This window comes from Larsenimonas rhizosphaerae (assembly GCF_023700005.1).
GTDB classification, from domain to species: domain Bacteria; phylum Pseudomonadota; class Gammaproteobacteria; order Pseudomonadales; family Halomonadaceae; genus Larsenimonas; species Larsenimonas rhizosphaerae.
In genome coordinates, this window is sequence record NZ_JAMLJK010000001.1 from 1,256,897 (window position 1) to 1,282,971 (window position 26,075).

General features: G+C 56.3%; 18 protein-coding genes and 3 tRNA genes. 15 read left to right on the forward strand and 6 right to left on the reverse strand.

Going from position 1 to position 26,075, the window contains the following annotated elements; translation table 11 throughout:
- Positions 1-28: 28 nt before the first annotated feature.
- The 3 genes from lpdA (at position 29) to sucD (ending at position 3,612) form a co-directional block, all read left to right on the forward strand.
- Positions 29-1,468: a dihydrolipoyl dehydrogenase gene (gene lpdA / locus NAT21_RS05625; protein WP_250936384.1), complete on the forward strand. Its 1,440-nt coding sequence runs from the start codon at positions 29-31 to the stop codon at positions 1,466-1,468.
- 105 nt (positions 1,469-1,573) lie between these two features.
- The gene (gene sucC, locus NAT21_RS05630; RefSeq protein ID WP_250936385.1) at positions 1,574-2,740 is read left to right on the forward strand and encodes an ADP-forming succinate--CoA ligase subunit beta; all 1,167 of its coding nucleotides are present in this window, start codon (positions 1,574-1,576) and stop codon (positions 2,738-2,740) included.
- A complete protein-coding gene (gene sucD, locus NAT21_RS05635; protein WP_250936386.1) occupies positions 2,740-3,612 on the forward strand; it encodes a succinate--CoA ligase subunit alpha in 873 nt (290 codons plus the stop codon). Before sucC ends, sucD begins: the two co-directional genes overlap by 1 nt.
- Positions 3,613-3,670: 58 nt before the next feature.
- Here sucD and NAT21_RS05640 read toward each other — a convergent pair whose 3' ends face one another.
- Positions 3,671-4,030 (reverse strand): hypothetical protein, encoded by a 360-nt coding sequence (locus NAT21_RS05640; protein ID WP_250936387.1) that lies wholly within the window; start codon positions 4,028-4,030, stop codon positions 3,671-3,673.
- Positions 4,031-4,112: 82 nt separating this feature from the next.
- Between NAT21_RS05640 and NAT21_RS05645 the strand changes: the two genes are divergently transcribed.
- Complete coding sequence (locus NAT21_RS05645; protein ID WP_250936388.1) at positions 4,113-5,492, forward strand: hypothetical protein; 1,380 nt, start codon at positions 4,113-4,115, stop codon at positions 5,490-5,492.
- Between the two features lie 76 nt (positions 5,493-5,568).
- On the opposite strand, the gene NAT21_RS05650 is transcribed toward NAT21_RS05645, so the two are convergent.
- Together NAT21_RS05650 and acnB are read right to left on the reverse strand one after the other, a co-directional pair.
- Positions 5,569-6,171: an outer membrane beta-barrel protein gene (locus NAT21_RS05650; RefSeq protein ID WP_250936389.1), complete on the reverse strand. Its 603-nt coding sequence runs from the start codon at positions 6,169-6,171 to the stop codon at positions 5,569-5,571.
- A 238-nt stretch (positions 6,172-6,409) separates the two neighbouring features.
- Complete coding sequence (acnB, locus tag NAT21_RS05655; RefSeq protein ID WP_250936390.1) at positions 6,410-9,013, reverse strand: bifunctional aconitate hydratase 2/2-methylisocitrate dehydratase; 2,604 nt, start codon at positions 9,011-9,013, stop codon at positions 6,410-6,412.
- A 229-nt stretch (positions 9,014-9,242) separates the two neighbouring features.
- On the opposite strand from acnB, the gene NAT21_RS05660 reads away from it, so the two are divergent.
- Positions 9,243-9,863 carry a MiaE family protein gene (locus NAT21_RS05660; RefSeq protein WP_250936391.1) on the forward strand — a complete coding sequence of 207 codons (621 nt, stop codon included), beginning with the start codon at positions 9,243-9,245 and terminating at the stop codon, positions 9,861-9,863.
- A gap of 43 nt (positions 9,864-9,906) precedes the next feature.
- Positions 9,907-13,803: an ATP-binding protein gene (locus tag NAT21_RS05665; RefSeq protein WP_250936392.1), complete on the forward strand. Its 3,897-nt coding sequence runs from the start codon at positions 9,907-9,909 to the stop codon at positions 13,801-13,803.
- Between the two features lie 50 nt (positions 13,804-13,853).
- On the opposite strand, the gene NAT21_RS05670 is transcribed toward NAT21_RS05665, so the two are convergent.
- Both NAT21_RS05670 and NAT21_RS05675 read right to left on the reverse strand, forming a co-directional pair.
- The gene (locus NAT21_RS05670; protein WP_250936393.1) at positions 13,854-14,597 is read right to left on the reverse strand and encodes a UDP-2,3-diacylglucosamine diphosphatase; all 744 of its coding nucleotides are present in this window, start codon (positions 14,595-14,597) and stop codon (positions 13,854-13,856) included.
- An 82-nt stretch (positions 14,598-14,679) separates the two neighbouring features.
- Positions 14,680-15,177, reverse strand: coding sequence for a peptidylprolyl isomerase (locus NAT21_RS05675; RefSeq protein ID WP_250936394.1), 498 nt, complete (start codon positions 15,175-15,177; stop codon positions 14,680-14,682).
- Positions 15,178-15,311: 134 nt separating this feature from the next.
- Between NAT21_RS05675 and NAT21_RS05680 the strand changes: the two genes are divergently transcribed.
- Both NAT21_RS05680 and cysS read left to right on the forward strand, forming a co-directional pair.
- Positions 15,312-16,988 carry a glutamine--tRNA ligase/YqeY domain fusion protein gene (locus tag NAT21_RS05680; RefSeq protein ID WP_250936395.1) on the forward strand — a complete coding sequence of 559 codons (1,677 nt, stop codon included), beginning with the start codon at positions 15,312-15,314 and terminating at the stop codon, positions 16,986-16,988.
- A gap of 13 nt (positions 16,989-17,001) precedes the next feature.
- On the forward strand, positions 17,002-18,384 hold the full coding sequence (cysS, locus tag NAT21_RS05685) for a cysteine--tRNA ligase (RefSeq protein ID WP_250936396.1): 1,383 nt from the start codon (positions 17,002-17,004) through the stop codon (positions 18,382-18,384).
- 72 nt (positions 18,385-18,456) lie between these two features.
- Here the strand turns inward: cysS and folD are convergent, their stop codons facing one another.
- Positions 18,457-19,329, reverse strand: coding sequence for a bifunctional methylenetetrahydrofolate dehydrogenase/methenyltetrahydrofolate cyclohydrolase FolD (gene folD, locus NAT21_RS05690; protein WP_250936397.1), 873 nt, complete (start codon positions 19,327-19,329; stop codon positions 18,457-18,459).
- A gap of 173 nt (positions 19,330-19,502) precedes the next feature.
- Between folD and NAT21_RS05695 the strand changes: the two genes are divergently transcribed.
- The 7 genes from NAT21_RS05695 to lon all read left to right on the forward strand — a co-directional run bounded on the left by NAT21_RS05695 (position 19,503) and on the right by lon (position 26,068).
- Positions 19,503-19,579, forward strand: a tRNA-Pro gene (locus NAT21_RS05695).
- A 66-nt stretch (positions 19,580-19,645) separates the two neighbouring features.
- Positions 19,646-19,722: transfer RNA gene (locus NAT21_RS05700), tRNA-Arg, on the forward strand.
- Between the two features lie 31 nt (positions 19,723-19,753).
- Positions 19,754-19,828, forward strand: a tRNA-His gene (locus NAT21_RS05705).
- 251 nt (positions 19,829-20,079) lie between these two features.
- Complete coding sequence (gene tig, locus NAT21_RS05710; protein ID WP_250936398.1) at positions 20,080-21,441, forward strand: trigger factor; 1,362 nt, start codon at positions 20,080-20,082, stop codon at positions 21,439-21,441.
- Between the two features lie 87 nt (positions 21,442-21,528).
- Positions 21,529-22,149 carry an ATP-dependent Clp endopeptidase proteolytic subunit ClpP gene (gene clpP, locus NAT21_RS05715; protein WP_250936399.1) on the forward strand — a complete coding sequence of 207 codons (621 nt, stop codon included), beginning with the start codon at positions 21,529-21,531 and terminating at the stop codon, positions 22,147-22,149.
- Between the two features lie 77 nt (positions 22,150-22,226).
- Positions 22,227-23,513: an ATP-dependent Clp protease ATP-binding subunit ClpX gene (clpX, locus tag NAT21_RS05720; protein ID WP_250936400.1), complete on the forward strand. Its 1,287-nt coding sequence runs from the start codon at positions 22,227-22,229 to the stop codon at positions 23,511-23,513.
- A gap of 143 nt (positions 23,514-23,656) precedes the next feature.
- Positions 23,657-26,068, forward strand: coding sequence for an endopeptidase La (lon, locus tag NAT21_RS05725; RefSeq protein WP_250936401.1), 2,412 nt, complete (start codon positions 23,657-23,659; stop codon positions 26,066-26,068).
- Positions 26,069-26,075 lie beyond the last annotated feature (7 nt).

Genomic DNA, 26,075 nt, shown 5'->3' on the forward strand with positions numbered 1-26,075 from the left:
TTATCTTTTGAAATAACGGGAAGATCTCATGGCCGATAAATTTGACGTGATCGTGATTGGCGCGGGCCCAGGCGGGTATGTTGCTGCCATTCACGCCGCGCAGCTGGGTCTCAAGACGGCCTGTGTCGAGAAATGGGTCAACAAGGAAGGCAAGACCGTACATGGCGGTACCTGCCTTAACGTCGGTTGTATCCCTTCCAAGGCGCTGCTTGAAACCTCTCACAAGTTTGTTGAAGCCCAGCACGATTATGACGAGCTGGGTATAGAGGTCGGCGATATCAGTGTCGACGTCAAGAAAATGATGGCGCGCAAGGAAAAGACCGTAGCCAATCTGACCGGCGGCATCAGCTCGCTGTTCAAGGCCAATGGCGTGACTGCGCTTGAAGGTACCGGCAAGTTGCTGAGCGGCAAGAAGGTCGAAGTCACCGGCAAGGATGGCGAGACGGCTACTTATGAGGCTGATAATGTCATCATCGCTTCCGGGTCCGTACCGGTCAATATTCCGCCGGCGCCCATCGACAATGAATTGATTGTTGATTCCGCGGGGGCACTCGAATTCCAGGAAGCGCCCAAGCGTCTGGGTGTGATCGGCGCTGGTGTCATCGGCCTGGAGCTTGGCAGTGTATGGAGCCGTCTGGGCAGCGACGTCACGGTTATCGAAGCCATGTCCGATTTCCTGCCAACGGTAGATAATGCCATCGCCAAGGAAACCAGGAAACTGCTGAGCAAGCAGGGCCTTGATATCAAGCTGGGTGCCAAGGTAACCGGCAGTGAGGTCAAGGATGGTGAAGTGGTTGTCAGCTACACCGATTCCGAAGGCGAGCAGACTCAGACCTTTGACAAGCTGATTGTCTGTGTTGGTCGCAAGCCTTATACCGAAAGCCTTCTGGACGATGGTGCCGGTATCGAGCTGGACGACCGCGGGTTCATCAAGGTCGACGGCACCTGTCGTACCAGCGTGGATGGCGTGTTTGCCATCGGTGACGTGGTTCGTGGCCCGATGCTGGCCCACAAGGCCTCGGAAGAGGGCGTGATGGTGGCCGACATCGTCGCCGGTCACAAGGCAGAAATGAACTATGATGCCATCCCCAGCGTTATCTACACCGCTCCGGAAGTAGCCTGGGTCGGCATCAATGAGCAGGAAGCCAAGGAACAGGGTATCGATATCAAGGTCGGTACGTTCCCGTTTGCTGCCAGTGGCCGTGCCATGGCCAATAATGCGACAGAAGGCATGGCCAAGGTCATTGCTCATGCCGATACGGACCGCATCCTTGGTGTTCATATCATCGGCCAGCATGCCGGTGAGCTTATCGCCCAGGGCGTTATTGCCATGGAATTCGGTTCAAGTGCCGAAGACCTGGCCATGACCTGCTTTGCACACCCGACCCTGTCTGAAGCAGTACACGAGGCCGCGCTTGCCGTCGATGGTCACGCTATTCACATGGCGAATCGTAAAAAGCGCAAATAAGCGTCACTGACGCGGCTGGCAGGTGAAGACCTGCCGGCTTTTCGTGGTTCCGGCTGAAGGATGGCCGGGATCGTGGGAGTCCAATGCAACCAATGGCATGAGACGATGAATCTTCACGAGTATCAGTCAAAACAGCTGTTTGCCGATTACGGCTTACCGGTATCCAAGGGCTTTGCCGTTGATACACCCGAAGAAGCCGCCGAGGCATGCAGGAAAATCGGTGGTGACAAGTGGGTGGTCAAGGCGCAGGTACATGCCGGTGGCCGCGGCAAGGCCGGTGGTGTCAAGCTGGTCGAGACCCCCGAAGCTGCACATGCCTTTGCCGAACAATGGCTGGGCAAGAATCTCGTCACCTTCCAGACTGACGAAAAGGGCCAGCCGGTTACCAAGATTCTGGTCGAGACCTGCACCGATATCGCCAACGAGCTTTATCTGGGCGCTGTCGTGGATCGCAGCACCCGCCGTATCGTGTTCATGGCATCCACAGAAGGTGGTGTCGAGATCGAGACGGTTGCCGATGAAACGCCGGAGAAGATTCTCAAGGCTACCATCGATCCGCTGACAGGCGCACAGCCCTACCAGGCACGTGATCTGGCTTTCCAGCTGGGCCTGAACAAGGATCAGGTGAAGCAGTTCACCAAGATCTTCCTGGGACTGGCCAAGCTGTTCCAGGACAAGGATCTGGCGCTGCTGGAAATCAACCCGCTTGTCATCACGGATGAAGGCAATCTGCACTGCCTGGATGCCAAGATCGGTCTGGACAGCAATGCCCTTTATCGTCACCCGGATCTGCAGGAAATGCGTGATCCGTCCCAGGAAGATGAGCGTGAAGCCCATGCTCAGCAGTGGGAGCTCAACTATGTAGCACTTGATGGCAACATCGGCTGCATGGTCAACGGTGCCGGTCTTGCCATGGGTACCATGGACATCATCAAGCTCAACGGCGGCCAGCCGGCGAACTTCCTTGATGTTGGCGGCGGTGCCACGGAAGAGCGTGTTGCCGAAGCCTTCAAGATTATTCTGTCCGATACGTCCGTCAAGGCAGTACTGGTCAATATCTTCGGCGGAATCGTGCGTTGTGACATGATCGCCGAAGGCATCATCGGTGCCGTTGAGCAGGTCGGCGTCAACGTTCCTGTGGTTGTTCGCCTTGAGGGCAACAACGCTGAACTGGGTGCACAGAAACTGGCTGAAAGCGGCTTGAACATCATTGCCGCCACGAGCCTGACTGATGCTGCGCAGCAGGTAGTTAAAGCAGCGGAGGGCAAATAATGAGTATTTTGATCGACAAGAACACCAAGGTGATCTGCCAGGGCTTTACCGGTGGGCAGGGTACATTCCACTCCGAGCAGGCTGTCGAGTATGGCACGAACATGGTCGGTGGTGTCACGCCGGGCAAGGGGGGTCAGACTCATCTGGGCCTGCCTGTGTTCAATACAGTGGCTGAAGCTGTCGAAAAGACCGGCGCTGAAGCATCTGTCATTTATGTACCGGCAGCATTTTGCAAGGATTCCATCCTTGAAGCGGCCAATGCAGGTATCAAGCTGATCGTCTGCATTACCGAAGGTATTGCCACTCTCGACATGCTTGAAGTCAAGGTCAAGTGTGACGAGCTGGGCGTGCGTCTGATTGGTCCTAACTGCCCGGGTGTTATCACTCCGGGGGAATCCAAGATCGGCATCATGCCGGGCCATATTCACAAGCCGGGCAAGGTTGGCATCGTGTCTCGTTCCGGTACATTGACCTACGAAGCCGTCAAGCAGACGACTGATCACGGTTTCGGTCAATCTACCTGTGTAGGTATCGGCGGCGACCCGATCCCGGGTTCCACTTTCATCGACATTCTCGAGATGTTCGAGAAGGACCCACAGACCGAAGCCATCGTCATGATCGGCGAAATCGGTGGTAACGCCGAAGAGGAAGCGGCCGCCTATATCAAGGAGCACGTCTCCAAGCCGGTAGTGTCCTACATTGCCGGTGTTACTGCGCCTCCGGGCAAGCGCATGGGCCATGCCGGTGCAATCATTGCCGGTGGCAAGGGTACTGCAGACGAGAAGTTTGCAGCGCTTGAGTCAGCGGGTGTCAAGACAGTGCGTTCCCTGGCGGAAATCGGTGATGCATTGAAAGAAGCCACTGGCTGGTAAGTACTGCTGGTGTATAAAAACCCCCTGCCCTGGCAGGGGGTTTTTTTATGGCTGTTCCTCAGCATCCGGCTTCAGTGATCAGCTCGTCAGCCTGAAGCCAGGTAGTCTGCCATACGGTACGGGGCGGTGATGCCTGTTCGACAAGAGACCTTTCGGCGGGATCAATGAAAATCAGATAATCCGCGTCCAGTCGCTGCGTCAGTGACAGGATTTCTCCGGGATAATACAGGGTAATACCATTCAGCTGCGTTCCATGCTGCCATGGGTCTGTCGTGACCATGCCCTGAACATTGATAGTGTGTTCAATGCGCTTGAATATTCGATAATGCTCACTGCTGCATCCACATAAAACAGCAATAGGCTTGTTTGAGTGTTGGCTGGTCATCAGCCTCAGCCATTGTCTGATCGGTGTCAGCATTCGTTATCCGGTCAAATGTCACTTTTGGTAAAGTTCGTTGCATTGAATGTCTTTAAGCTTGGGGACTTCTCGGGAGGTCTTCATGTCAACAGCAACCTATTACCCAGAACCTGCATTTGAAGGTGATCATGTCGAAGGTGCCGTGCTGCTTGCAGAGTTGATTCAAGCGCGTGGCCATCGTCGTGTATGGCTTGACGATCAGTGTTCTGGCGCGATCACCCAGGCTTTTGGTGAAACCGGCCATCATCTCCTGCCCGCGCGTCAGGCGCTCGAAGCCGCACTGGCAGATAATGATGCGGTCACTCTTGTGCTTGCAGCTGACAGCCTTCCAGCGTTGTTGCCTCGCCTTCAGCAGATTGCAACAGGGTGCTCGATGTCACTGCTGATTATAGTCACCGGTTCAGCTCAGGGTCATGGTTTACCCGAGGATTGCTTTCATCGGCATATACTGGCCGGTGATGGCTGGTTAAGCAGTATGGACCACGCTCTTGATCTGATGCAGGTTCATGCCGGCATGCATCTGGTGATTACGGCCTCGGAGGTGCTGCAGGGCCTATGGCCGCGTAACCTGATGGCATCAGTCAGTACTGCGCTGCACTTTCCGGAAACAGCAGCCAATTCAACACTGATCATGCCATCACCCGCAGAGCGCACGGTGGCACTGATTGGTGCCTTGCCGCCTGCCTGGGAGGAAGCAGTTCATCGTTGGGCTGATCGGGAGGCCGTCCTTTGTCTGTCACTATATGCAACCATTCCGGTCTCAGGGCAGCATCGCTACCCGCTGGCCTCTTCATGTGAAGGGAAGAATGTGCTTGGCCGTGCCACTCAGGTAATCGTACTGGGGGAAGAGGAGGGCGATATTCACGCGGTCATTCCCGAGGACGTAACGGCGGTGGCACTTTCCCTGTCGAGTTATACGCCCTTTTCCTTTCAGCATGGACTGGATGTTCAGGGGGATGAGGAATTCTATCTTGATGGCCGAGCCAGGCTGGCTGCTACGCAGTGTATTTTGCAGCAGACCGAGAAAGTAGCCATCAAGCAGGTGGCTGCACTTGATGTGCTCACGCGACGTATGGACCATTTCCTTGTAGATGATCGCATGGCGGCCGAGCGTGTATGGTTCAGTGACGAACAGCGTGCTCGCACCCGTGCTGTTCACTTTGATGATCAGGACATCCTTATGGCACAGGCCCTGGTCTACAGTGCATCACGCGCTGGCAGGCTGTGGGTCATCATGCCGCCAGGCATGCAGGCAGACTGGGAGGAGTGGAAGGTATTCTGGAGCAGGTGTGGAGAAGGGCGCTCCCTGTGTCTGTTGCAATGGCACGATGAGGCGCCGTTGCCTGATCCTCAGGGTGTATCCGTGGAGCGTTCTACGCCTGGTGCCATTGATGCTGTTCGCTCTCTGCTGCATGAGCAGACGCTGTGTCGGATAAGTTTGAAACGCTACTTGATGCGTTGACCTTCTTTTCCGGGATCATTAAAAAAGCGCCGGCAGATGCCGGCGCTTTTTCGTTACTGCCAGGGGGCGTTTGCGATCAGAATTGAACGCCGATGGAGCCCATGGCGGTATCAAGCTTGTAGTTGCTGTCGAGCTGGTAACGATCGTACTCGGCGCGAACGAACACAGGCATCTGTTCGAACTGGTATTTTGCACCTACACCGTAGACGGGCGCGCCGCCGTATTCGTTGTCGATGTCGTTACCTGCACCGTAGCTGCCGTGGCCATTGGTCTTAAAGTAGGCGTAGCCTACACGGCCGTAGGCGCTCAGACCGCCGTAAATCGGCAGTTCGCCGATGGCACTCAGGCCATAGGCCTTGGTGCTAAGCTTGCCGTCTGTGCCATTGCCGCTGACGTCAACATCACCGAAATCGGTGAAAAAGGCTTCAGAGGAGAAATAAGGGTTGTACTTGTAACCAACAAAGGCGTTCTGGGCAGTGTCATCATCGCTGCTGATGGTAGAACCGCTGTCATTGTTGGAGAAGGCGTGCAGATCTGCGTCATGAACGCGGCTCTGGCCTACGCCGACGCCGGAATACAGGCCGGAATCAGTGTTGTTGTCAGCCAGCGCGGCGCCTGAAACAGTCAGCAGGAAGGCGCTTGCTACCACAGGTGCGGTCATTTTGGACATGTATTTCATATCTTGCTCCTTGAGGAAAAAACAGGGGGCGTCCTGCGTGCCTGTCCGGCGGTGGTATTGTCATTATGGCCAATGCTTGCACTGGCAAAGACAGGTGCTGTATCGAACACCGTTTTATAATGGCACCACATGCCTGGTTACGCAAGGAAATAAATACGACCTTGTGTCATGGATATAAAAAAACCGCCGATCAGGGATCGGCGGTAGTGTACACAGTGCGAATGACGCGATGTGTGCGTCAGGCTTCCTCGACCAGCGGGATTACATTGGATGCCGCCTTCTGAAATTCCTCGATCTCATGGAAATTCATGTAGCGGTAGATCTCACCGGCCATGGCATCAAACTCGCTCATGATTTCCCGGTATTTTTCAACGCTGGGCAGCTCACCGTAAACGGCTGCCACGGCGGCCAGCTCTGCCGATGCCAGATACACATTGGCACCATCACCAAGCCGGTTGGGGAAGTTGCGCGTGGAGGTGGATACCACCGTGGACTTCGCCGCTACGCGCGCCTGGTTACCCATGCACAATGAGCAGCCGGGCATTTCCATCCGTGCCCCGGCGCGACCATAGATGGCGTAGTAACCTTCTTCGGTCAGCTGGTGCTGATCCATCTTGGTTGGTGGAGCGAGCCACAGGCGCGTTTTCAGGGAGCTGGGTGGCTGCTTCTCAAGCAGTTTACCGGCTGCTCTGAAGTGGCCTATGTTGGTCATGCAGGAGCCGATGAACACTTCATCAATATGCTCGCCAGCCACGTCTGACAGCCAGCGTGCGTCATCCGGGTCATTCGGTGCGCACAGGATCGGCTGGGTGATCTCGGACAAGTCGATTTCGATGATTTCAGCGTATTCGGCGTCCTTGTCGGCGCGCATCAGGCTCGGATTGGCCAGCCACTCTTCCATGGCCTTGATGCGACGACCGATGGTGCGAGCATCACCATAACCACTATCGATCATCCATTTCAGCAGCGTGATGTTGGAGGTCAGGTACTCCGCCACGCTTTCATCACTCAGGGTAATGGTACAGCCGGCTGCGCTGCGCTCGGCAGAGGCATCGGACAGCTCGAATGCCTGTTCAGCCGTCAGGTCTTCCAGACCTTCGATTTCAAGAATCCGGCCGGAGAAGGCATTTTTCTTGCCAGACTTGGCTACGGTCAGAAGCCCCTGCTTGATGCCGTAAAGCGGAATGGCGTGTACCAGATCGCGCAAGGTGATGCCGGGCTGACGTTCGCCCTTGAAGCGCACCAGGATGGATTCCGGCATGTCGAGCGGCATGACGCCGGTCGCTGCAGCGAAAGCCACCAGGCCCGAGCCTGCAGGGAAGGAGATACCCATCGGGAATCGAGTGTGCGAGTCGCCACCGGTGCCGACTGTATCTGGCAGCAGCATGCGGTTCAGCCAGGAGTGGATAATGCCGTCACCCGGACGCAGGGAGACACCACCCCGATTCATGATGAAATCAGGCAGCGTATGCTGCATCTCGACATCGATGGGTTTCGGGTAGGCGGCGGTGTGGCAGAAGGACTGCATGACCAGATCGGCCTGGAAGCCAAGGCAGGCCAGATCCTTCAATTCATCCCGGGTCATGGGGCCTGTCGTGTCCTGTGAGCCGACCGTAGTCATGCGTGGCTCGCAGTACATGCCCGGCCGAACCCCTTCCATGCCGCAGGCCTTGCCAACCATTTTCTGGGCAAGCGTGAAGCCCTTGCCGGTATCGACAGGCTGTTCGGGAGTGCGGAAGTCCTCGGCCGGGCCAAGGTTCAGATAGTCACGGGCCTTTTGCGTCAGACCGCGGCCAATGATCAGCGGAATACGCCCGCCAGCCCGAACCTCATCCAGCAGAACGCGGGTTTTCAGTTCAAAGGTGCTGACAACGTCGTCCGTACCATGTCGGCAGACCTTGCCCTCAAAGGGGTAGACGTCAATGACGTCGCCCATTTCGAGGTGTTCAACATCCATTTCGATCGGCAGGGCACCGGCATCTTCCATGGTATTGAAGAAAATGGGAGCGATCTTGCCACCGAAGCAGAAACCACCGGCCCGCTTGTTGGGTACGTTGGGAATATCGTCACCGAAGAACCACAGTACGGAGTTGGTAGCTGACTTGCGCGAGGAGCCGGTGCCGACCACGTCGCCGACGTAAGCAACCGGGAATCCCTTGGCCTTGACAGCTTCGATCTGCTCAAGCGGACCTTTGCTACCGGGCGTTACCGGCTCGATACCGTCCCGGGGATTCTTGAGCATGGCGTTGGCATGAAGAGGGATGTCCGGCCGTGACCAGGCATCCGGTGCCGGGGAGAGGTCATCGGTATTGGTTTCGCCGGGTACCTTGAAGACGGTAACAGTGGCTTTTTCAGGAACCTGGGGCTTGGCCTTGAACCATTCGGCGTTGGCCCATGATTCAATCACGCCCTGTGCATGCGAGTTGCCTGCCTTGGCACGGTCGGCCACATCATGGAAGGCGTCGAACATCAACAGGGTGTGCTTCAGCTGTTCGGCAGTTTCTGACGCCAGCGTCTCGTCATCAAGCAGCTCAACCAGTGTGGCGATGTTGTAGCCACCCTGCATGGTACCGAGCAGCTTGACGGCATGTACCTTGTCGATCAGAGGCGAGGTTGCTTCACCGCGTGCAATCGCGGAAAGGAAGCCGGCCTTGACGTAGGCAGCCTCATCTACACCTGGAGGAACGCGGTCCGTGATCAGTTCCAGCAGAAATGCTTCTTCGCCGGCTGGCGGGTTCTTGAGCAGCTCGACCAGTTCAACGGTCATCTCGGCAGTTAATGGCTGGGGCGGTACGCCATCAGCGGCACGCTCCTCGACATGGTGACGATAGGCTTCGAGCACGGTGTGGTCCTTCGTTGGTTATTGGTGTCAAAGTACGACAAAACGGGTATCGGGCAAGACACTGGATTCTGCCGCACTTCGATGGCCGCCAGTTTACGGTAAAGTGTTGACAATGTTAAGCGGCACAGCCGCACTCCGGGCTCGATAAAAAGTCGACGTCAGCCTGCTGAATAACGACAATGGCCCCTGTTATGGCTCTGCCGATCAAGTAGATAGCGCAAGGACAATGATGACAGACATGATCCCCCAGGCGTTGCTGGACTTTCTGCCCTGTAGAACCCCTCAGGCATGGATTGATGCGGCCGCTGAAAACAACGAGATCCTACTGATTGACCATGCCCAGTGCGAAAAGAAAGCGGCCTCGACGGCCATGCATCTGCTGTTCAAGTACGTTGACCGGCCAGAGCTTCTGACCAAGATGTCGCAACTGGCGCGAGAAGAGTTGCTGCATTTCGAACAGGTCGTGACGTTGATGCAGGAGCGGGGAATCGATTATTCCCGGCTGAGTGCTTCACGGTATGCAGAGGGCCTGCGCCAGCACGTGCGGGGTAATGAGCCCGGGCGACTTGTCGATATTCTCGTTGTAGGAGCATTTATCGAGGCGCGCTCCTGTGAGCGGTTTGCCAGTCTCATTCCGTTTCTGGATGAGGGGCTGGCACGCTATTACCGCACCCTGCTGAAGTCGGAAGCTCGTCATTTCGAGGATTATCTGACCCTGGCGCGTAGTTATGCCGAGGAGGATATTGCGCCACGCATTCAGTTCTTTGGCGAGAAGGAGCGGCTGTTGATCGAGTCCCCCGACCCGGAATTCCGGTTTCACAGCGGCGTGCTGGTCACGTCCGGCGCCTGACCGCCGATAGCTACTCCATTCGTTTCAAGACCAAGAGGTCGACATGGCATCAAGTGAGCCGGTTCAGCTATCCGTGACGGGGAGCTTCTCCCTGAACCGACAGGGTGAGCTCATTACCCAGTTCAGTTACGACAAGGTCAAGGCCCTGTTCATATTGATGCTGCTCAGCGACAAGGCGGTCCCACGCCACCAGCTGGCGCAGTGGCTCTGGCCTGATCAGGAGATAGCATCCTCGCGTACCAATTTGCGTCATGCCCTGCACAGCCTGCGCCAGACTCTGGGGGGAGCAGAAGAGGCCCTGGTCATCTCTCGTCAAAGCCTGGCGCTGTTTCCTCCGGACCACTGGCAGTATGACCTGCGGGATCTGGCTGCCTGCCTTGAACAGCCCCCCAGTGTCGACAATCTTGCTGCAGTATTGAACGCATATGGGGGAGAGCTTGTCAGCGAGCTGGCCCTGCCGCAGTGCGCCGATTTTCAGCGCTGGCTTCTCGAGCAGCGTGAACACTGGCGCCGTCGGGTACTTCAGTACCTGGAGCAGGGTATCGAGGCCCATGCCTCACTGCCCATGGATATACTCAATCAGGCTACGAGGGCCTTTCCTCATTACGACGCCTTTCAACGCCGGACCATTGCCAGCCTGGTGGACGAAGGGCGGATGGCGGCTGCCCGAGACCGTTACAATGCCTATCTTGAACAGTTGGCAGTTGCCGGACGTCAGCCTTCTGCCGAATTGCTGAAGCTGGCCCGGTTCTGGTCCGGTGAAGAGGATGGGGATGGCCTGTCATCGGAGCGCGGGAATCGCGCCCGAGCTACCACTCCATCGGATGAGCCCCCGGTGTTGACGCTGACGCTGGATGATATTGATTACCGTCAGATTTCAGTGATGGTCATGCGTATCAATCTGCCGGTGAAAAAGGACCCGAGCCGGCAATGGACGCTTCATTGCCTTGATGCCCAGCGTCAGATGATGCGGTGGCTGGAGCAACAGTGTCGGCATCTGGGTGGCTTCTGGCTGCCCGGTACAGCGGGCGGGCTGGGCATGGCCTGCTTCGGAACGCACGGCCCCGCACATCAGCTTGCCGAGCTGGTGGCGCTTTATGAGCACTGTCGGCGCGATTTGAATGATCAGCTTGCCGTGTGCTGGCAGGGCGGTGAGGTCAAACCACACTTTGAACTATCGGCCGGGCTTCACAGCGGGCGGGCCATATTCATACCGGAGCGTCGGATGGTGGATCCTCTGGGCACCGTCACTCAACCGGCGCTGGAGCTTGTCTGCGCTGCACGTGACAGCGAGCTCGTCATTTCGCTGGAGGCCAGCCATCAGATGCCGCCAGCGCTGGACCTTCAGCCTCGACTCTTCATGCGACTATGGGCCGCCAATGGTGAGGTCCGTAACAGAATGCTGGTACTCAGCGATGATCACAGTGCCGAGCCATTGCCACCCCATCTGTTTGGGCGGGAGGAGCCCGTCAGGCAGCTGGAGGCTGCGTTGTCTCGTGCCAGCATCGGGCTGCGCCAGAGCGTCCTGATTCGCGGTGAGAGCGGGATGGGAAAAAGTGCACTGATGGTAAATTTCCGTCAGATGCAACAAAGCAATGACATGGATATCTGCTGGGTCTCGAATACCCGGGTATCTTATCAGGAGCCGTTCGGATTGCTTCGTACCCTGTTTCGCTGGAGGCTGGGGGGCGTGCTGACCAGAAGCAGCCTTGAGCAGGTTCGTAAGGCGCACCCCAGGGCCTCCTTGTGGAGCGAGGAAGATACACAGCTGTTTTATAACCTGTTGGGCGTGTGCCCCGAGTGTGATCCCGGGATGGTACGCCAGCGTCGCGCCATGGAGCTGGCCACCATGGCATTGCAGATGATGATCGAGCGTCGCTGTGAATCTCATTCCTTTATTCTGATGCTTGACGACATACAGTGGATTGATGAGGCCTCGCTGAAGATTCTGGCTGACGTCCAGGCGCGCATGGCCATTCATCATCCATTGCTGGTGGTGGCCAGTCTGCCGTTGAACAGCCCTCTTGCCAGCCAGTTGCAGTGGGATCGCGATATTGTTCTGGGGCGGCTGGAGCCGGCGCAGACGACCAGGCTGCTGGACTACCTGCTGCGTCGATATCGGCTGAGCCTGGGGTCAAGCGCCCGACAGCAGTTGCTGGACAGATGTGATGGCGTGCCACTGTATCTGCAGGAAATCTGCCGTCGACTGTATTCGGATCGTCGTGAGGGGCATCCGGTTCAGATCGAGCGGCTTCCCTCGGGACTGGTCGGTCTCTTGTCCAGTCGCATTGATCAGCTGGATGAATTTCGCTCCGAGGCACATGTCGCTTCGGTTATCGGTCGGCAGTTCAGCGTGGACCTGTTGCAGAAGATCCTTCGTCTCACCGACCGGCGTCTGAAGCAGGCGCTTGAGCGGATGCGACGAATGGAGGTCATCGAGCGATGTGTCAATAATGATGAATTCGATTACCAGTTCTCGCATCAGCTGCTTCATGAAGCTGCTTACCAGGGCTGTCATCCGGATGTGCGACAGCATACGCATGCCTTTCTGGTGGACTTGATCGAGCGGGAGCGACCTTACTGGCTGAGCCGTTATCCTGGGTATTTTGCTCATCATCTTTATCATTGTGGCCATCATGCGCGTGCCGCACGTTATTTCGAGCTGGCGGCGCGGGACGCCCTGCGTGCCGGAGCCAGGAAAACGGCGATGGCGATGGCCTGCGACGGGCTTGAATGTCTTGATCACGTGCAGGGCGGTGAAGAACGTCATATCAGCCTGCTCATGGTGAAGGGGCATGCGGGCCTCGAGCTGGAGGGCTGCATGTCGCCGTCGGCCGAACGAAGCTTTGCTCAGGCTCGGGTGCTTCAGGAGGCACTGGAAACAGACCCGGCCGAGGAGGATGGCCAGGATGATCAATATTTCATCGTCCTGTGGGGCCAGATGATCGTCATGAACGAGCGCCTGCAGCTCGGTACGGCGCTGGCTCAGGGGGAGCTGCTGCTCGCGGCCGCTGCCGGACTCAGGGATGTGCACTATGGGAAGCTGGCACGGATGGCCTGGGCCTGTACCCGTTTTTTCATGGGGGATATCGCAACGTCGAACCGTGCACTGGTAGACCTGTTGCCTCTGGACCAGGAGCTCAGTCTATCGTGGTTGCCCTTTGCCTATCATCCGGTGGTGCAGTGCAATACGTTACTGGCATGTGGGGTGTCCTACCATGCTGATTATCAACGCGCCGAATTTCACATGGATGCCGTTGTCGATGCCTCTCGCCAGTTGAGACACCCTCCATCGGAAGTCATGGCTCTGATCGGCAGTGCCTGTCTGTATCGCCGTCACGGGCATGTGCGTCTGGTTGAAGAAAGGGCTAACGCGTCACTGGCATTGATCGCCTCATCCGACCTTAACCCCTGGCGGTGGTCCGCAGAATGCCTGTGTGGCTGGGTTGATGCAGTTCAGGGCAAGCATGAGGGTGTCATCTTGATGGAGTCGGCCCTTGAATCGCTGTCGGAAGGCGATTTCGGCAATATCTACTGTCTGGCGCTGGTCTGGTACGTCGAGGCCTGTCAGGCGCTGGGATACCACGCCCGGGCGGCCAGGGTGATCGAGCAGAATGTGGCCGAATTCCGGGCTGCGGGGGTGGTGTATCTTCCCGAGCTGCTGGTGAATTCGGCCCGAAACGAGGTGGCTCGGCAGGGTGATGTCAACCAGGTGAAGGCATTACTGGCCGAGGCGATCAATATTTCTCGCTTGCATGGCAACCTGCATTACGAGCTACTGGCACTGGATGCCTGGCTGGAGCTGGTGGATCGAGGCAATAAAATGGTTCTGAAGCGCTTTGAGGGGTATCTTCTGGCCCTGCCCGCCAGCGATGCCCCCTTGATGATGCGCTTTCATCAGCGACTGCATCAACTGCAATCCCTGTCCGTGATCGGATAGCCGGTTTCGGGCAGGCAGGGGCAGGGTGACATACGCCCTGTTCCTGATGTTCAGTGCGGTAGGTCGGACAGGGAGAAGCTTTCAAGTATCAGGTCAGTATCGTCATGGCGCAGCTCCCAGCCAGTGTTGTCCTTCCAGTCGCCCAGCACGAGGCGTCTGCCTGTCTTGCCATCCAGGGAGACGTCATGCTCGTCAGGGCGGTGAGTGTGGCCATGTATCAGGGTTTGAACCTGGTGTTGTGCCATGATTTGTTCCACTTCCTCGGGGGTGACATCCATGATGTCCTCGGCCTTGTTGGAATTGGCTTCACCAGATTGCTGCCGCAGTTGCCTGGCCAGCGCCAGCCGCTCTTCAACGGATTTTTCCAGAATGCCTGCCTGCCATTGAGGATTTCGTGCCATGGCTCGAAAGCGCATGTAATCCTCATCGCGGGTGCACAGGCTGTCACCGTGCATCAACAGCACCGGCTGACCGCTCAGGTGGATCACTTGCGGATCATCGATCAGGGTTACTCCAGCCATTCGAGCAAAGTCCTGACCAAGCAGAAAGTCGCGATTGCCGTGCATGACGAAAATGCGTGTGCCTTGATTGCTCAGCGCGCGCAGGGCGTCGATCATCCGGTTTTCAAACGGCCCACATGCGTCATCGCCTATCCAGCCTTCAAACAGATCGCCCAGAATATAAAGGGTATTCGCCTTTGAGGCGCGGTAGTTCAGGTAATCCAGAAATCCCTGGGCAATGTCCGGTTCATCTGCCTGCAGGTGAAGATCCGAAATAAACAGTGTTGTTGTCATGTCACCTCTCGAGTGCCCTGAGGACGGGCTTGAAAAGGAAAGAGGAGCGCGGTGCGAAGGGGCTCGCACCGCGAAATAAGAATCAGGCGTCCAGAATGCTGGCCTTGTTCAGTACGACGTCCTCGGCAGGCACGTCAGCATGTGGGCCGCGGCGTGTAGTGGCAACGCTCTTGATTTTATTGACCACGTCCATGCCATCGGTAACCTCACCGAATACGCAGTATCCCCAGCCCTGAGGTGTTGGAGCGGTGTGGTTCAGGAAGGCATTGTCCGAAACGTTGATGAAAAACTGGGCCGTTGCGGAATGTGGATCCATGGTGCGGGCCATGGCAAGGCGACCTGTGGTATTTTCCAGACCGTTGTCGGCTTCATTTTTGATCTGTTCGCCGGTAGGCTTTTGTTCGAAATCAAGGGAGAAGCCGCCACCCTGAACCATGAAGCCATCAATGACGCGGTGAAATAACGTGTTATCGTAAAACCCGTCCTTTACATATTGTTCGAAGTTCGCGGTAGTTACCGGAGCTTCGTCCTTGAACAGCTTGATCGTGATGTTGCCGTAGTTTGTTTCGAGAAGAATCATGCCAATGTCCTGGAAAAGATCAATAGAGCGCACCCTTGGTATGGCGCGCTGACGTCACGCTATAATAACGGCTTTATCGATATGCGGGAAACCGCACAGAAAATAGAATTCATCCAGAGGTTTACCGACGCCCCATGAGTCAAGACAGCGCTAGTGCTCCGAATTTCATTCGTAACCAGATCCGGGAAGACCTTGATGCCGGTCATTCCGCCTCGGTGGTTACACGCTTTCCGCCTGAACCCAACGGCTTTTTGCACATCGGGCATGCCAAGTCCATCTGCCTGAATTTTGGTCTGGCAGAGCAGTTCGGCGGGGCGTGTCATCTGCGCTTTGACGACACCAACCCGGAAAAGGAAGAGCAGGTCTATATCGATGCCATCAAGCAGGATATCGAGTGGCTGGGCTTTGACTGGGCGGGCGAGGTACGTTTTGCTTCCGATTACTTTGACCAGCTGTACGCCTGGGCTCAGCATCTGGTGCGCAATGACAAGGCCTATGTCGACGATCTGAATGCCGAGCAGATGCGCGAATACCGTGGCACTCTGACGGAAGCCGGTAGGCCAAGCCCCTGCCGTGATCGCAGTGTCGAGGAAAACCTTGACCTGCTCGAGCGGATGCGTACCGGTGAGTTTGCCGAAGGTGAGAAGTCGCTGCGAGCCAAGATCGACATGGCTGCACCAAACATCAATCTGCGTGATCCGGTGCTGTACCGTATTCGTCATGCAACGCATCACCAGACCGGGGATACATGGAAAATCTACCCTTCCTACGACTTCACTCACGGTCAGTCCGATGCAATCGAGGGTGTGACCCACTCGGTCTGCACGCTTGAGTTTGAAGACCATCGCCCCTTGTATGAGTGGTTTCTGGCTAATCTGCCAGTGCCGACCACGCCTCGCCAGATCGAGTTTGCCCGGCTTAACCTGAACTACACTGTCACGTCCAAGCGCAAGCTGAAGCTGCTGGTCGATCAGGGGGTAGTGGATGGCTGGGATGATCCCCGCATGCCGACGATTGCCGGTATGCGTCGTCGTGGATACACCCCGGCCTCGCTTCGAAAGTTCTGCGACATGATCGGGGTGGCACGAGCGGCCAGCACAGTCGATATCCATATGCTGTATCACGCCATTCGAAGCGACCTTGAAGATAATGCGCCTCGTGCCATGTGCGTCATGAAGCCGCTCAAGGTGGTACTGACCAACTGGGACGCCGAACGTGAAGAGGTATTCGAAGTGCCGGGGCACCCGGCGCGTGACGACATGGGTGTTCGCCGGTTGCCGCTGACTCGCACGCTCTGGATTGACCAGGATGATTTCATGGAGCATCCGCCGAAAAAGTTTTTCCGTCTGTCACCGGGCGGCGAAGTTCGGCTGCGCAATGCCTATATCATTCGCTGCGATGAGATCGTGAAGGATGAGTCCGGCAATGTGGTCGAGCTTCAGTGCAGCGTTGATCTCGATACGCTGGGTAAAAATCCCGAAGGCCGCAAGGTGAAGGGGGTTATTCATTGGGTCAGCGAGCAGTACGGGGTACCGGTCGAGGTTCGTAATTACGACAATCTGTTCCAGGTGGAAGCCCCGGACAAGGATCGTGATGTCGACTTCCTTGAGCACCTCAATGCCGATTCCCTTGAAGTCCTGAATGCCATCGGAGAGCCCGCGCTGGCCGAAGCAGGCGCTGAGGATCGCTTTCAGTTCGAGCGTGTTGGGTACTTCTGTGCCGACCGTCATGCCCTTGAAGACGGCTCTCTGGTCTTCAATCGTACCGTCAGCCTGAAGGACGGCTGGTCCAAAGCGCAGAAAAAAGCCTGAGTGGGGACGTTTCATGCAGATATACAACACACTCACGCGTCGCAAGGAACTGCTGACCCCGATCGAGCCTGGCAAGGTGCGCATGTATGTCTGCGGCATGACCGTGTACGACTACTGCCATCTGGGCCATGCCCGGGTGATGGTGGCGTTTGATGTCATTACCCGCTATTTGCGCTCTCGCGGGTACGAGGTCACCTATGTCCGCAATATCACTGATATTGACGACAAGATCCTCACTCGTGCCGCGGAGAATGATGAGCCGATCGATGCGTTGACCGAGCGCATGATCGAGGCCATGCACCAGGATGAGCAGCGACTGGGCGTGCTGCCTCCCGATCAGGAGCCGCGTGCGACAGCACATATCGAGGATATCGTGCGTATGGTGCAGACCCTGATTGACAAGGAGTACGCCTACGCTGCCTCCAACGGGGATGTCTACTATCGGGTACGGCGCTTTGAGGGGTATGGGAAGCTCAACAATCGCGATCTGGATGACATGCGCTCCGGGGCGCGGGTTGAAGTGGCCTCAGCCAAGGAGGACCCACTTGATTTCGTGCTCTGGAAGGCCGCCAAGCCGGGTGAGGTCAGCTGGTCTTCTCCCTGGGGGGATGGTCGACCCGGCTGGCATATCGAGTGTTCGGCCATGTCGACCTGCTGCCTGGGTAACACCTTTGATATCCATGGTGGGGGGCCTGACCTGACGTTTCCTCACCATGAGAACGAAATTGCGCAGAGTGAAGCTGCTACAGGTCAGACCTACGCGCATACCTGGATGCATGCAGGAGCGCTGCGGGTGGATAATGAAAAGATGTCCAAGTCGCTGGGCAACTTCTTCACCATTCGGGATGTGCTGACCGCACACGACCCTGAAGTCGTGCGTTACCTGTTGGTATCCAGCCACTATCGCAGCCCGATCAACTATGCACCGGAGGCGCTGGATGATGCGCGCCGTTCACTGGAGCGCTTTTATAATGCGCTGAACGACGTCGAGCCATGTGAAGGGGCAGTGGATGAGCAATATTCTACTCGCTTCCTTGCGGCCATGGACGATGACTTCAATACCTCCGAGGCAATGGCTGTGCTGTTTGACATGGCCCGGGAGCTCAATCGCCTGAAGGCAGAAGGACGACCAGAGGCTGGTGCCCTGGCTGCCGAGCTCAAGCGGCTGGCCGACTCACTGGGACTGCTGGGGCGTGCGCCGGATGATTTCCTGAAAGGCGATGGGGTGGAGCTTCCCTTGGAAGAAGCCGAGATCGAAGCGCAGATTCAGGCTCGCAACGATGCGCGCAAATCGGGCGACTTTGCTGAGGCTGATCGTATTCGTGATGCGTTGGCGGACAAGGGGATTCTGCTCAAGGACAGCCGTGAGGGAACTGGCTGGACGCTTGATCGATAGCAGGGCGGCTTCACCAGTGAATGTAAAAAGCCCCGCATAAGCGGGGCTTTTCTTTTGGTATCTGTGTCGGACTTAGTGGTCAAGCGTGGTCAGGCCATCGTGCACGTCAGCGGCCAGCAGCGTATTTTCAAGCAGGGAGGCAACGGTCATTGGGCCAACGCCCCCGGGAACCGGTGTAATGCAGGCGGCGCGTTCGGCGGCGCGTTCGAATTCCACATCGCCGACCAGTTTGCCATCAGCTGTCCGGTTGATGCCGACGTCGATGACGATGGCGCCTTCCTTGACCCAGTCACCCTTGACGAGCCCTGGCTTGCCTACCGCAACCACCAGAAGATCGGCCCGGCGAACGTGCTCTTCCAGATTGCGCGTGAACCGGTGGCATACCGTGGTGGTGCAGCCTGCAAGCATCAACTCCAGGGCCAGTGGTCGACCGACGATGTTCGATGCGCCGACAATGGTGGCATCGAGTCCCTGAACCTTGAGCCCGCTTTGCTCAAGCAGTGTCATTATGCCCTTGGGCGTGCACGGACGAAGCAGGGGCATGCGCTGCGCCAGCCGGCCAAGGTTGTAGGGGTGAAAGCCGTCAACGTCCTTGTCCGGGCGTATACGCTCCAGAAGGGGGTTGGCGTTGAGGTGGGGAGGCAGGGGCAGTTGCAGCAGGATTCCGTCTACCTGTTCATCATCATTCAGTTTGTCTATCAGGGTTTCAAGCTCGTGGAGGCTGGCATCTTCCGGCAGCTCATGGCGGAACGAGGCGATGCCTGCCGCTTCACAGGCCTGATGCTTCTTGCCAACATAGACATGAGAGGCAGGGTCGCTGCCTACAAGAATAACCGCGAGCCCGGGCGCGCGATGGCCAGTATTACGTCGCTGGCTAACCTGTTCGGTGACCTGGTCGCGCACCTGGGCTGCGATGGCCTTGCCGTCAATTATTCGGGCCGTCATTAAACGTGTGTCCTCATGGCGCTGGATAATTCTGTGAAGGGGTAATTCTCGCACGCCCCTTCCTACAGTCAATCTACAAGTGAAAGAGTCTGCAAAATAAACACTTGACGCACTGTGGTAATCGGGTAGAATGCGCCTCGCATCACGGCGAAGCCAAGTAGGCGAACCGGTTTCGGGATATAGCGCAGTCTGGTAGCGCGCCTGCTTTGGGAGCAGGATGTCGGGGGTTCGAATCCCTCTATCCCGACCAAATTTTTGATTTTAAAGGTTTAAATCAAAAATCAGGGTTGACCGGGCATTTTCTGAACTATAGAATGCGCCCATAGCTCAACCGGATAGAGCAACGGCCTTCTAAGCCGTAGGTTGCAGGTTCGAGTCCTGCTGGGCGTGCCAGATGCATGTTTAGCGCGGAACTGAAGTAATGGTGGGTGTAGCTCAGTGGTAGAGCCCCGGATTGTGGCTCCGGTGGTCGTGGGTTCGATCCCCATCATCCACCCCATTTCTTCAAAAAATGACCCCAGGAAAGCATTCGTGTTTTCCTGGGGTTTTTCTTTGTATGGTGTTTAAATATCGTCCTGTGGCGATATTCTGCCAAAAAAAGCATCTTTTTTGCCGAGCAGACCTTGAAAATGGCGTTTTTGACTACAAATAGACGCCTTGTGGTGCTTGCCAGCGGCTGACGGGGTTCTTAGAATTCCGGCCTTTATACATTTACAGACCAACGCCATTCGTGTGGTTAGAGGATCTTTCATGCAAGTTTCTGTCGAAACGACTTCCCCGATCGAGCGTCGGGTTACCGTACAGGTGCCGGCCAACCAGGTAGACCAGGCGGTTGAGGAAAAACTTAAGCAGACTGCCAAGACGGTCAAGCTTAATGGCTTCCGTCCGGGCAGCGTGCCGATGTCGGTGGTTCGTCAACGCTTCGGCAAGGACGTGCGTAATGAAGTAGTCAGTGAACTGATTCGCCAGCACTACGTCAGCGCCATCAGCGAAAAGGAACTCAATCCGGCAGGGTACCCCTCCATTGAGCCAACGGTTGATGAAGCCGGCAAGGATCTCGAGTTCGTGGCTACACTTGAAATCTTCCCGCAGATCGAGCTTCAGAGCATCGACGGTGCAGAAGTTGAGCGTCCGCAGGCTGACATTACCGACGCTGACGTCGAGGAAATGATTGAAACCCTGCGCAAGCAGCATGCCGACTGGTCTGAAGTCGAGCGTGAAGCAGCAGATGGTGATCAGGTTCGTATCGATTTCCAGGGATTCATTGACGGCGAAGCCTTTGAAGGCGGTAGCGCAGAAGGCCACGAGCTGGTTCTGGGCTCCAACAGCTTCATTCCGGGTTTCGAGCCGCAGCTTGAAGGCGCTGGCGCCGGTGATGAGCGTGAAATCACGGTTAACTTCCCTGATGACTACCAGGCTGAACATCTGGCTGGCAAGGAAGCAGTATTCAAGGTCAAGCTGCACGCTGTCTCAGAGCAGCAGTTGCCTGAAATCAATGCCGAGTTCACCAAAAACTTTGGCGTTGAAAGCGGTGATCTGGATGAGCTGAAAACCGAAGTTCGCGCCAATATGGAACGTGAACTCAAGACGGCCATCGACAACAGTGTCAAGCAGCAGGTCATGGCGGCACTCAAGAAGGCCAACGATATTACCGTACCCAAAAGCCTGATTGCTCAGGAGTGCCAGACCGTCAAGCGTCAGGCAGCCCAGCAATTCGGCCTTGGTGAGGATTTCGATGTCTCCCAGCTGCCGGATGAGTTGTTTGAAGATCAGGCCCGTGATCGTGTATCCGTTGGTTTGCTGCTGGCTGAAGTTGTCAGCGCCAACGAGCTTGATGCTACCGATGATGAGATTCGTGCATACATCGAAGAGTTTTCCGGCCAGTACCAGGAACCGCAGGAACTCGTTGAGCATTACATGAACGACGAGCAGTTGAAAAATCAGGTGAAATCAGCTGTTCTTGAACAGAAAGCGGTTGACCATCTTCTTGCCCAGGCTACGGTCAAGGATGTCGAGATGAGTTACCAGGACGCACTTCAGGCTGCTCGCCAGCAACCCGCCGACGAAGAAGGCGAGGAAGAAGTGGCCGAACAGAATGGCGAAACGGCTTGATTTGAGCCATTTGCTTCTGACTCGTCGATGTAACATTAAACCCGGCCTTCATGCCGGGTTTCTAATCACTGGACAAGGAAGAACCTAATGGGAAACGAGTTCGACATCAGTAACGCTGGTGGTCTGGTCCCGATGGTGGTTGAGCAGAGTGCTCGTGGCGAGCGCTCCTACGATATATATTCTCGTTTGCTCAAGGAACGGGTCATCTTTTTGGTTGGGCCTGTAGAGGATTACATGGCCAATCTGGTGGTAGCTCAGCTGCTGTTTCTCGAGTCGGAAAATCCTGACAAGGATATTCACCTTTATATCAATTCCCCGGGTGGCTCGGTGACATCAGGCATGGCCATCTACGACACAATGCAGTTCATCAAGCCGGATGTATCAACGGTGTGCATTGGTCAGGCGGCCAGCATGGGGGCATTGCTGCTGGCAGGCGGTGCGGCAGAAAAACGTTTTTGCCTGCCGAATTCCCGTATGATGATTCACCAGCCGCTGGGCGGATATCAGGGGCAGGCTACGGATATCGAAATTCATGCTCGTGAAATTCTGACCATCAAGGAACGCCTGAACCGTATTCTGGCGGACCATACCGGCCAGGATTATGAAACCATTGCACGTGATACGGATCGTGATAACTTCATGAATGGCGAAAGGGCTGTCGAGTATGGCCTGGTCGATGCTGTTCTGGAGAAGCGTCCGACATCCTGATAGCGTGGAAACGTCACTAATTGTCATGTCCGGCGCCCTGGTTTTAATCAGTGGCGCCGGCCCTAAGAGGTACGCGAATGGCCGACGGCAAAGGTAAAGACGAGAACGGCAAGCTGCTTTATTGCTCGTTCTGCGGTAAAAACCAGAATGAGGTGCGCAAGCTGATCGCGGGTCCTTCCGTCTATATCTGCGATGAGTGTGTGGATCTCTGTAACGACATCATTCGCGAGGAAGTGCTGGAAGCGGATACCGAGCAGAGCGAGGATCGTCTGCCGGCGCCACGCGAAATTCGCAATACGTTGGATGATTACGTCATTGGCCAGGATCGGGCCAAGATGGTGCTGTCGGTAGCGGTATACAACCACTACAAGCGCCTGAAAAAGGCACCCAAGGGCAGTGAAGATGTTGAGCTTGGCAAAAGCAACATTCTACTGATCGGTCCTACCGGTAGCGGCAAGACCCTGCTGGCTGAAACGCTGGCCAGGCTTTTAAACGTGCCGTTTACCATTGCAGACGCCACCACGCTGACCGAAGCAGGTTACGTGGGCGAAGATGTCGAAAACATTATTCAAAAGCTTCTGCAAAAGTGCGATTACGATGTCGACAAGGCGCAGCGCGGTATTGTCTATATTGACGAAATCGACAAGATTTCACGTAAGTCGGACAATCCGTCCATCACCCGCGATGTGTCCGGGGAAGGCGTGCAGCAGGCATTGCTGAAGTTGATTGAAGGGACGACAGCGTCCGTTCCGCCTCAGGGTGGTCGCAAGCATCCTCAGCAGGAATTTCTGCAGGTGGATACCGGCAACATCCTGTTTATCGTGGGCGGTGCCTTTGCTGGTCTCGAGAAGGTAATTCAGGAGCGTGCCGAGAAGAGCGGCATCGGGTTCAATGCCAACGTCAAGAGCAAGGACACCAGCAAGGGTGTCGGCGATGTACTGGCAACGGTAGAACCGGAAGATCTGGTCAAGTTCGGTTTGATCCCGGAGTTCGTGGGCCGCTTGCCTGTGATCGCCACTCTCACCGAACTGGATGAGGATGCCCTTATTCAGATTCTGACCGAGCCACGGAATTCCCTGGTACGGCAGTACGTCAAGCTGTTCGAAATGGAAGGAGTCGAACTCGACTTCCGTGAAGATGCCTTGAAGGCAGTGGCTCACAAGGCCCTGGAGCGCCGTACCGGTGCGCGTGGTCTTCGTTCCATTCTTGAAGGTGTACTGCTGGATACCATGTACGAGATTCCGTCGGCAGAAAACGTCTCCAAGGTAGTGATCGAGGCATCCGTCATCTCTGGCGAGAGCAAGCCGCTTTTGATCTACTCCAATGACGGCGATGAAAAGCGTCAGGCCGGTCAGAAAGGCTGAACGCCTTCTTTCAGGTGAGCAAAAGGGGCCTTTCGGCCCCTTTTGTCGTTTGCAAGGCGTTGAATCCTGCGGGGATGCCCCCACATATCCGATAACAAAGCTGTTAACGCGGCCCATCCATATAATATCGAGGTACGTCTGCCATGACGCAGAATACGGAGCAAACGCTAACACTACCTCTTTTGCCGCTACGTGATGTGGTGGTCTATCCACAGATGGTTATTCCGCTTTTTGTGGGACGCGAGAAATCTATTCGGGCTCTCGAGCATGCCATGGAGTCCGACAAGCGGGTTGTGCTGGTGGCACAGAAGGAAGCCGGTCAGGATGATCCGGATACCGGTGATCTGTTTTCTGTCGGCACGATTGCCGACATCATGCAACTGCTGAAGCTGCCTGATGGTACTGTGAAGGTGCTTATCGAAGGTAGCGAGCGAGTTGATCTGACTGATGTCAGTGACAGTGAAGATATCGGCTGCAGTATGGCTACGGTTCAGGCACGTGAAAGCATCGAGCTGACCGAGCGCGAGCAGGAGTCTCTGGTTCGTGTACTGCTTAACCAGTTCGAGCAGTACGTCAAACTGTCAAGAAAGGTGCCCAATGAAGTATTGAGTTCTCTGCAGGGCATGGAAGATCCCAGTCGTCTGGTGGATACCATCAGTGCACATCTGTCGCTTGGCATCAGCGACAAGCAGGCACTGCTTGAAATTGACCGTATTCGAGAGCGCGTCGAACACCTGATGACGCTCATTGAAGCAGAAATCGATTTATTGCAGGTTGAGAAGCGTATCCGCTCCCGGGTCAAGGAGCAGATGGAGAAGTCTCAGCGCGAGTACTATCTGAATGAGCAGATGAAAGCCATTCAGAAGGAAATGGGCGAGTTGGACAATATGCCCAACGAAGCCGAGCAGTACGAAGAGAAGATTGCTGACGCCGGCATGCCGAAGGACGCCGAGGACAAGGCACGTCAGGAACTTGGCAAACTCAAGATGATGGCGCCCACTTCGGCTGAGGCGACCGTGGTTCGTTCCTACCTGGACTGGGTGCTTTCCGTGCCGTGGAAGAAGCGGACGCGTGTCCGGCATGACATCGCGCACGCACAGCAGGTGCTGGATGAGGACCATTACGGGCTCGATGAGGTCAAGGAGCGCATCCTTGAATATCTTGCCGTTCAGCGTCGGGTCAAAAAGCTCAAGGGGCCGGTACTGTGTCTGGTCGGGCCGCCCGGAGTGGGGAAGACCTCACTGGGACAGTCCATTGCCCGTGCCACCAACCGCAAGTACACGCGGCTGGCCCTGGGCGGGATACGCGATGAATCCGAGATTCGTGGCCACCGTCGTACCTATATCGGCTCGCTTCCGGGCAAGCTCGTTCAGCGCATGAGCAAGGTGGGCGTGCGTAATCCGCTGTTTCTGCTTGATGAAATTGACAAGATCGGTATGGATCATCGCGGCGATCCGTCCTCTGCTCTGCTTGAAGTGCTGGATCCGGAGCAAAATGACAAGTTCAGCGATCATTACCTTGAGCTTGATTATGACCTGTCGGATGTCATGTTCATCTGTACGGCCAACTCGATGAATATCCCCGGACCGCTGTTGGATCGGATGGAAATCATCCGTATCCCCGGTTATACCGAGGACGAAAAGCTGGCCATTGCCCGCCGTTATCTCGTGCCGAAGCAGCTCAAGGCCAATGGGCTCAAGGCGGATGAGCTTGCCTTTGAAGACGATGCCATCCTTGAGCTGATCCGTTATTACTCTCGGGAAGCCGGTGTGCGCGAGCTTGAGCGTCAGATCGCCAAGGTGTCACGCAAGGTGCTTCGCAAGCGGATCGAGCAGGAGCAAAGCGAGACGGCCGAGCCCATGCAGACGCTCTGTGGTGAGGATATCGAAGAGTTCGCCGGTGTTCGCCGTTACAGTTACGGGCTGGCCGACAAGAAGGATCAGGTGGGCCGGGTTACCGGGCTTGCATGGACCTCGGTCGGCGGTGAAATACTGACCATCGAGTCTGTCCTGACGCCCGGGAAGGGGCGTATTCACAAGACCGGCTCGCTGGGGGATGTCATGAAGGAGTCGGTGAGTGCCGCTCAGACCGTCGTGCGGTCACGGGCGAAGGCTCTGGGTATCGATGCGGACCGCTTCGAGAAGGAAGATCTGCATATTCACGTGCCGGAAGGCGCTACGCCCAAGGATGGCCCCAGTGCCGGTGTCGGCATGGTAACGGCCATGGTGTCTGCCTATACCGGTTTTCCGGTCCGCTGCGATGTAGCCATGACCGGTGAAGTCAATCTGCGTGGTGAAGTGATGGCGATTGGCGGGCTGAAGGAAAAGCTTCTGGCGGCACGCCGTGGCGGCATCAAGACGGTACTGATTCCGCAGGAAAACTGGCGCGATCTCAAGGAAGTACCGGACATCATCAAGGATGCACTGGATATTCGGCCCATGCGCTGGGTGGATGAAGTGCTGGATATTGCGCTGGCCAAGAGCGCCGCCGGCGCCGACGATGAGGTGTTTGTCGAGAGCACCGAGGGCGAACGTCCTCAGGCAAATACTCATTGATAGACGT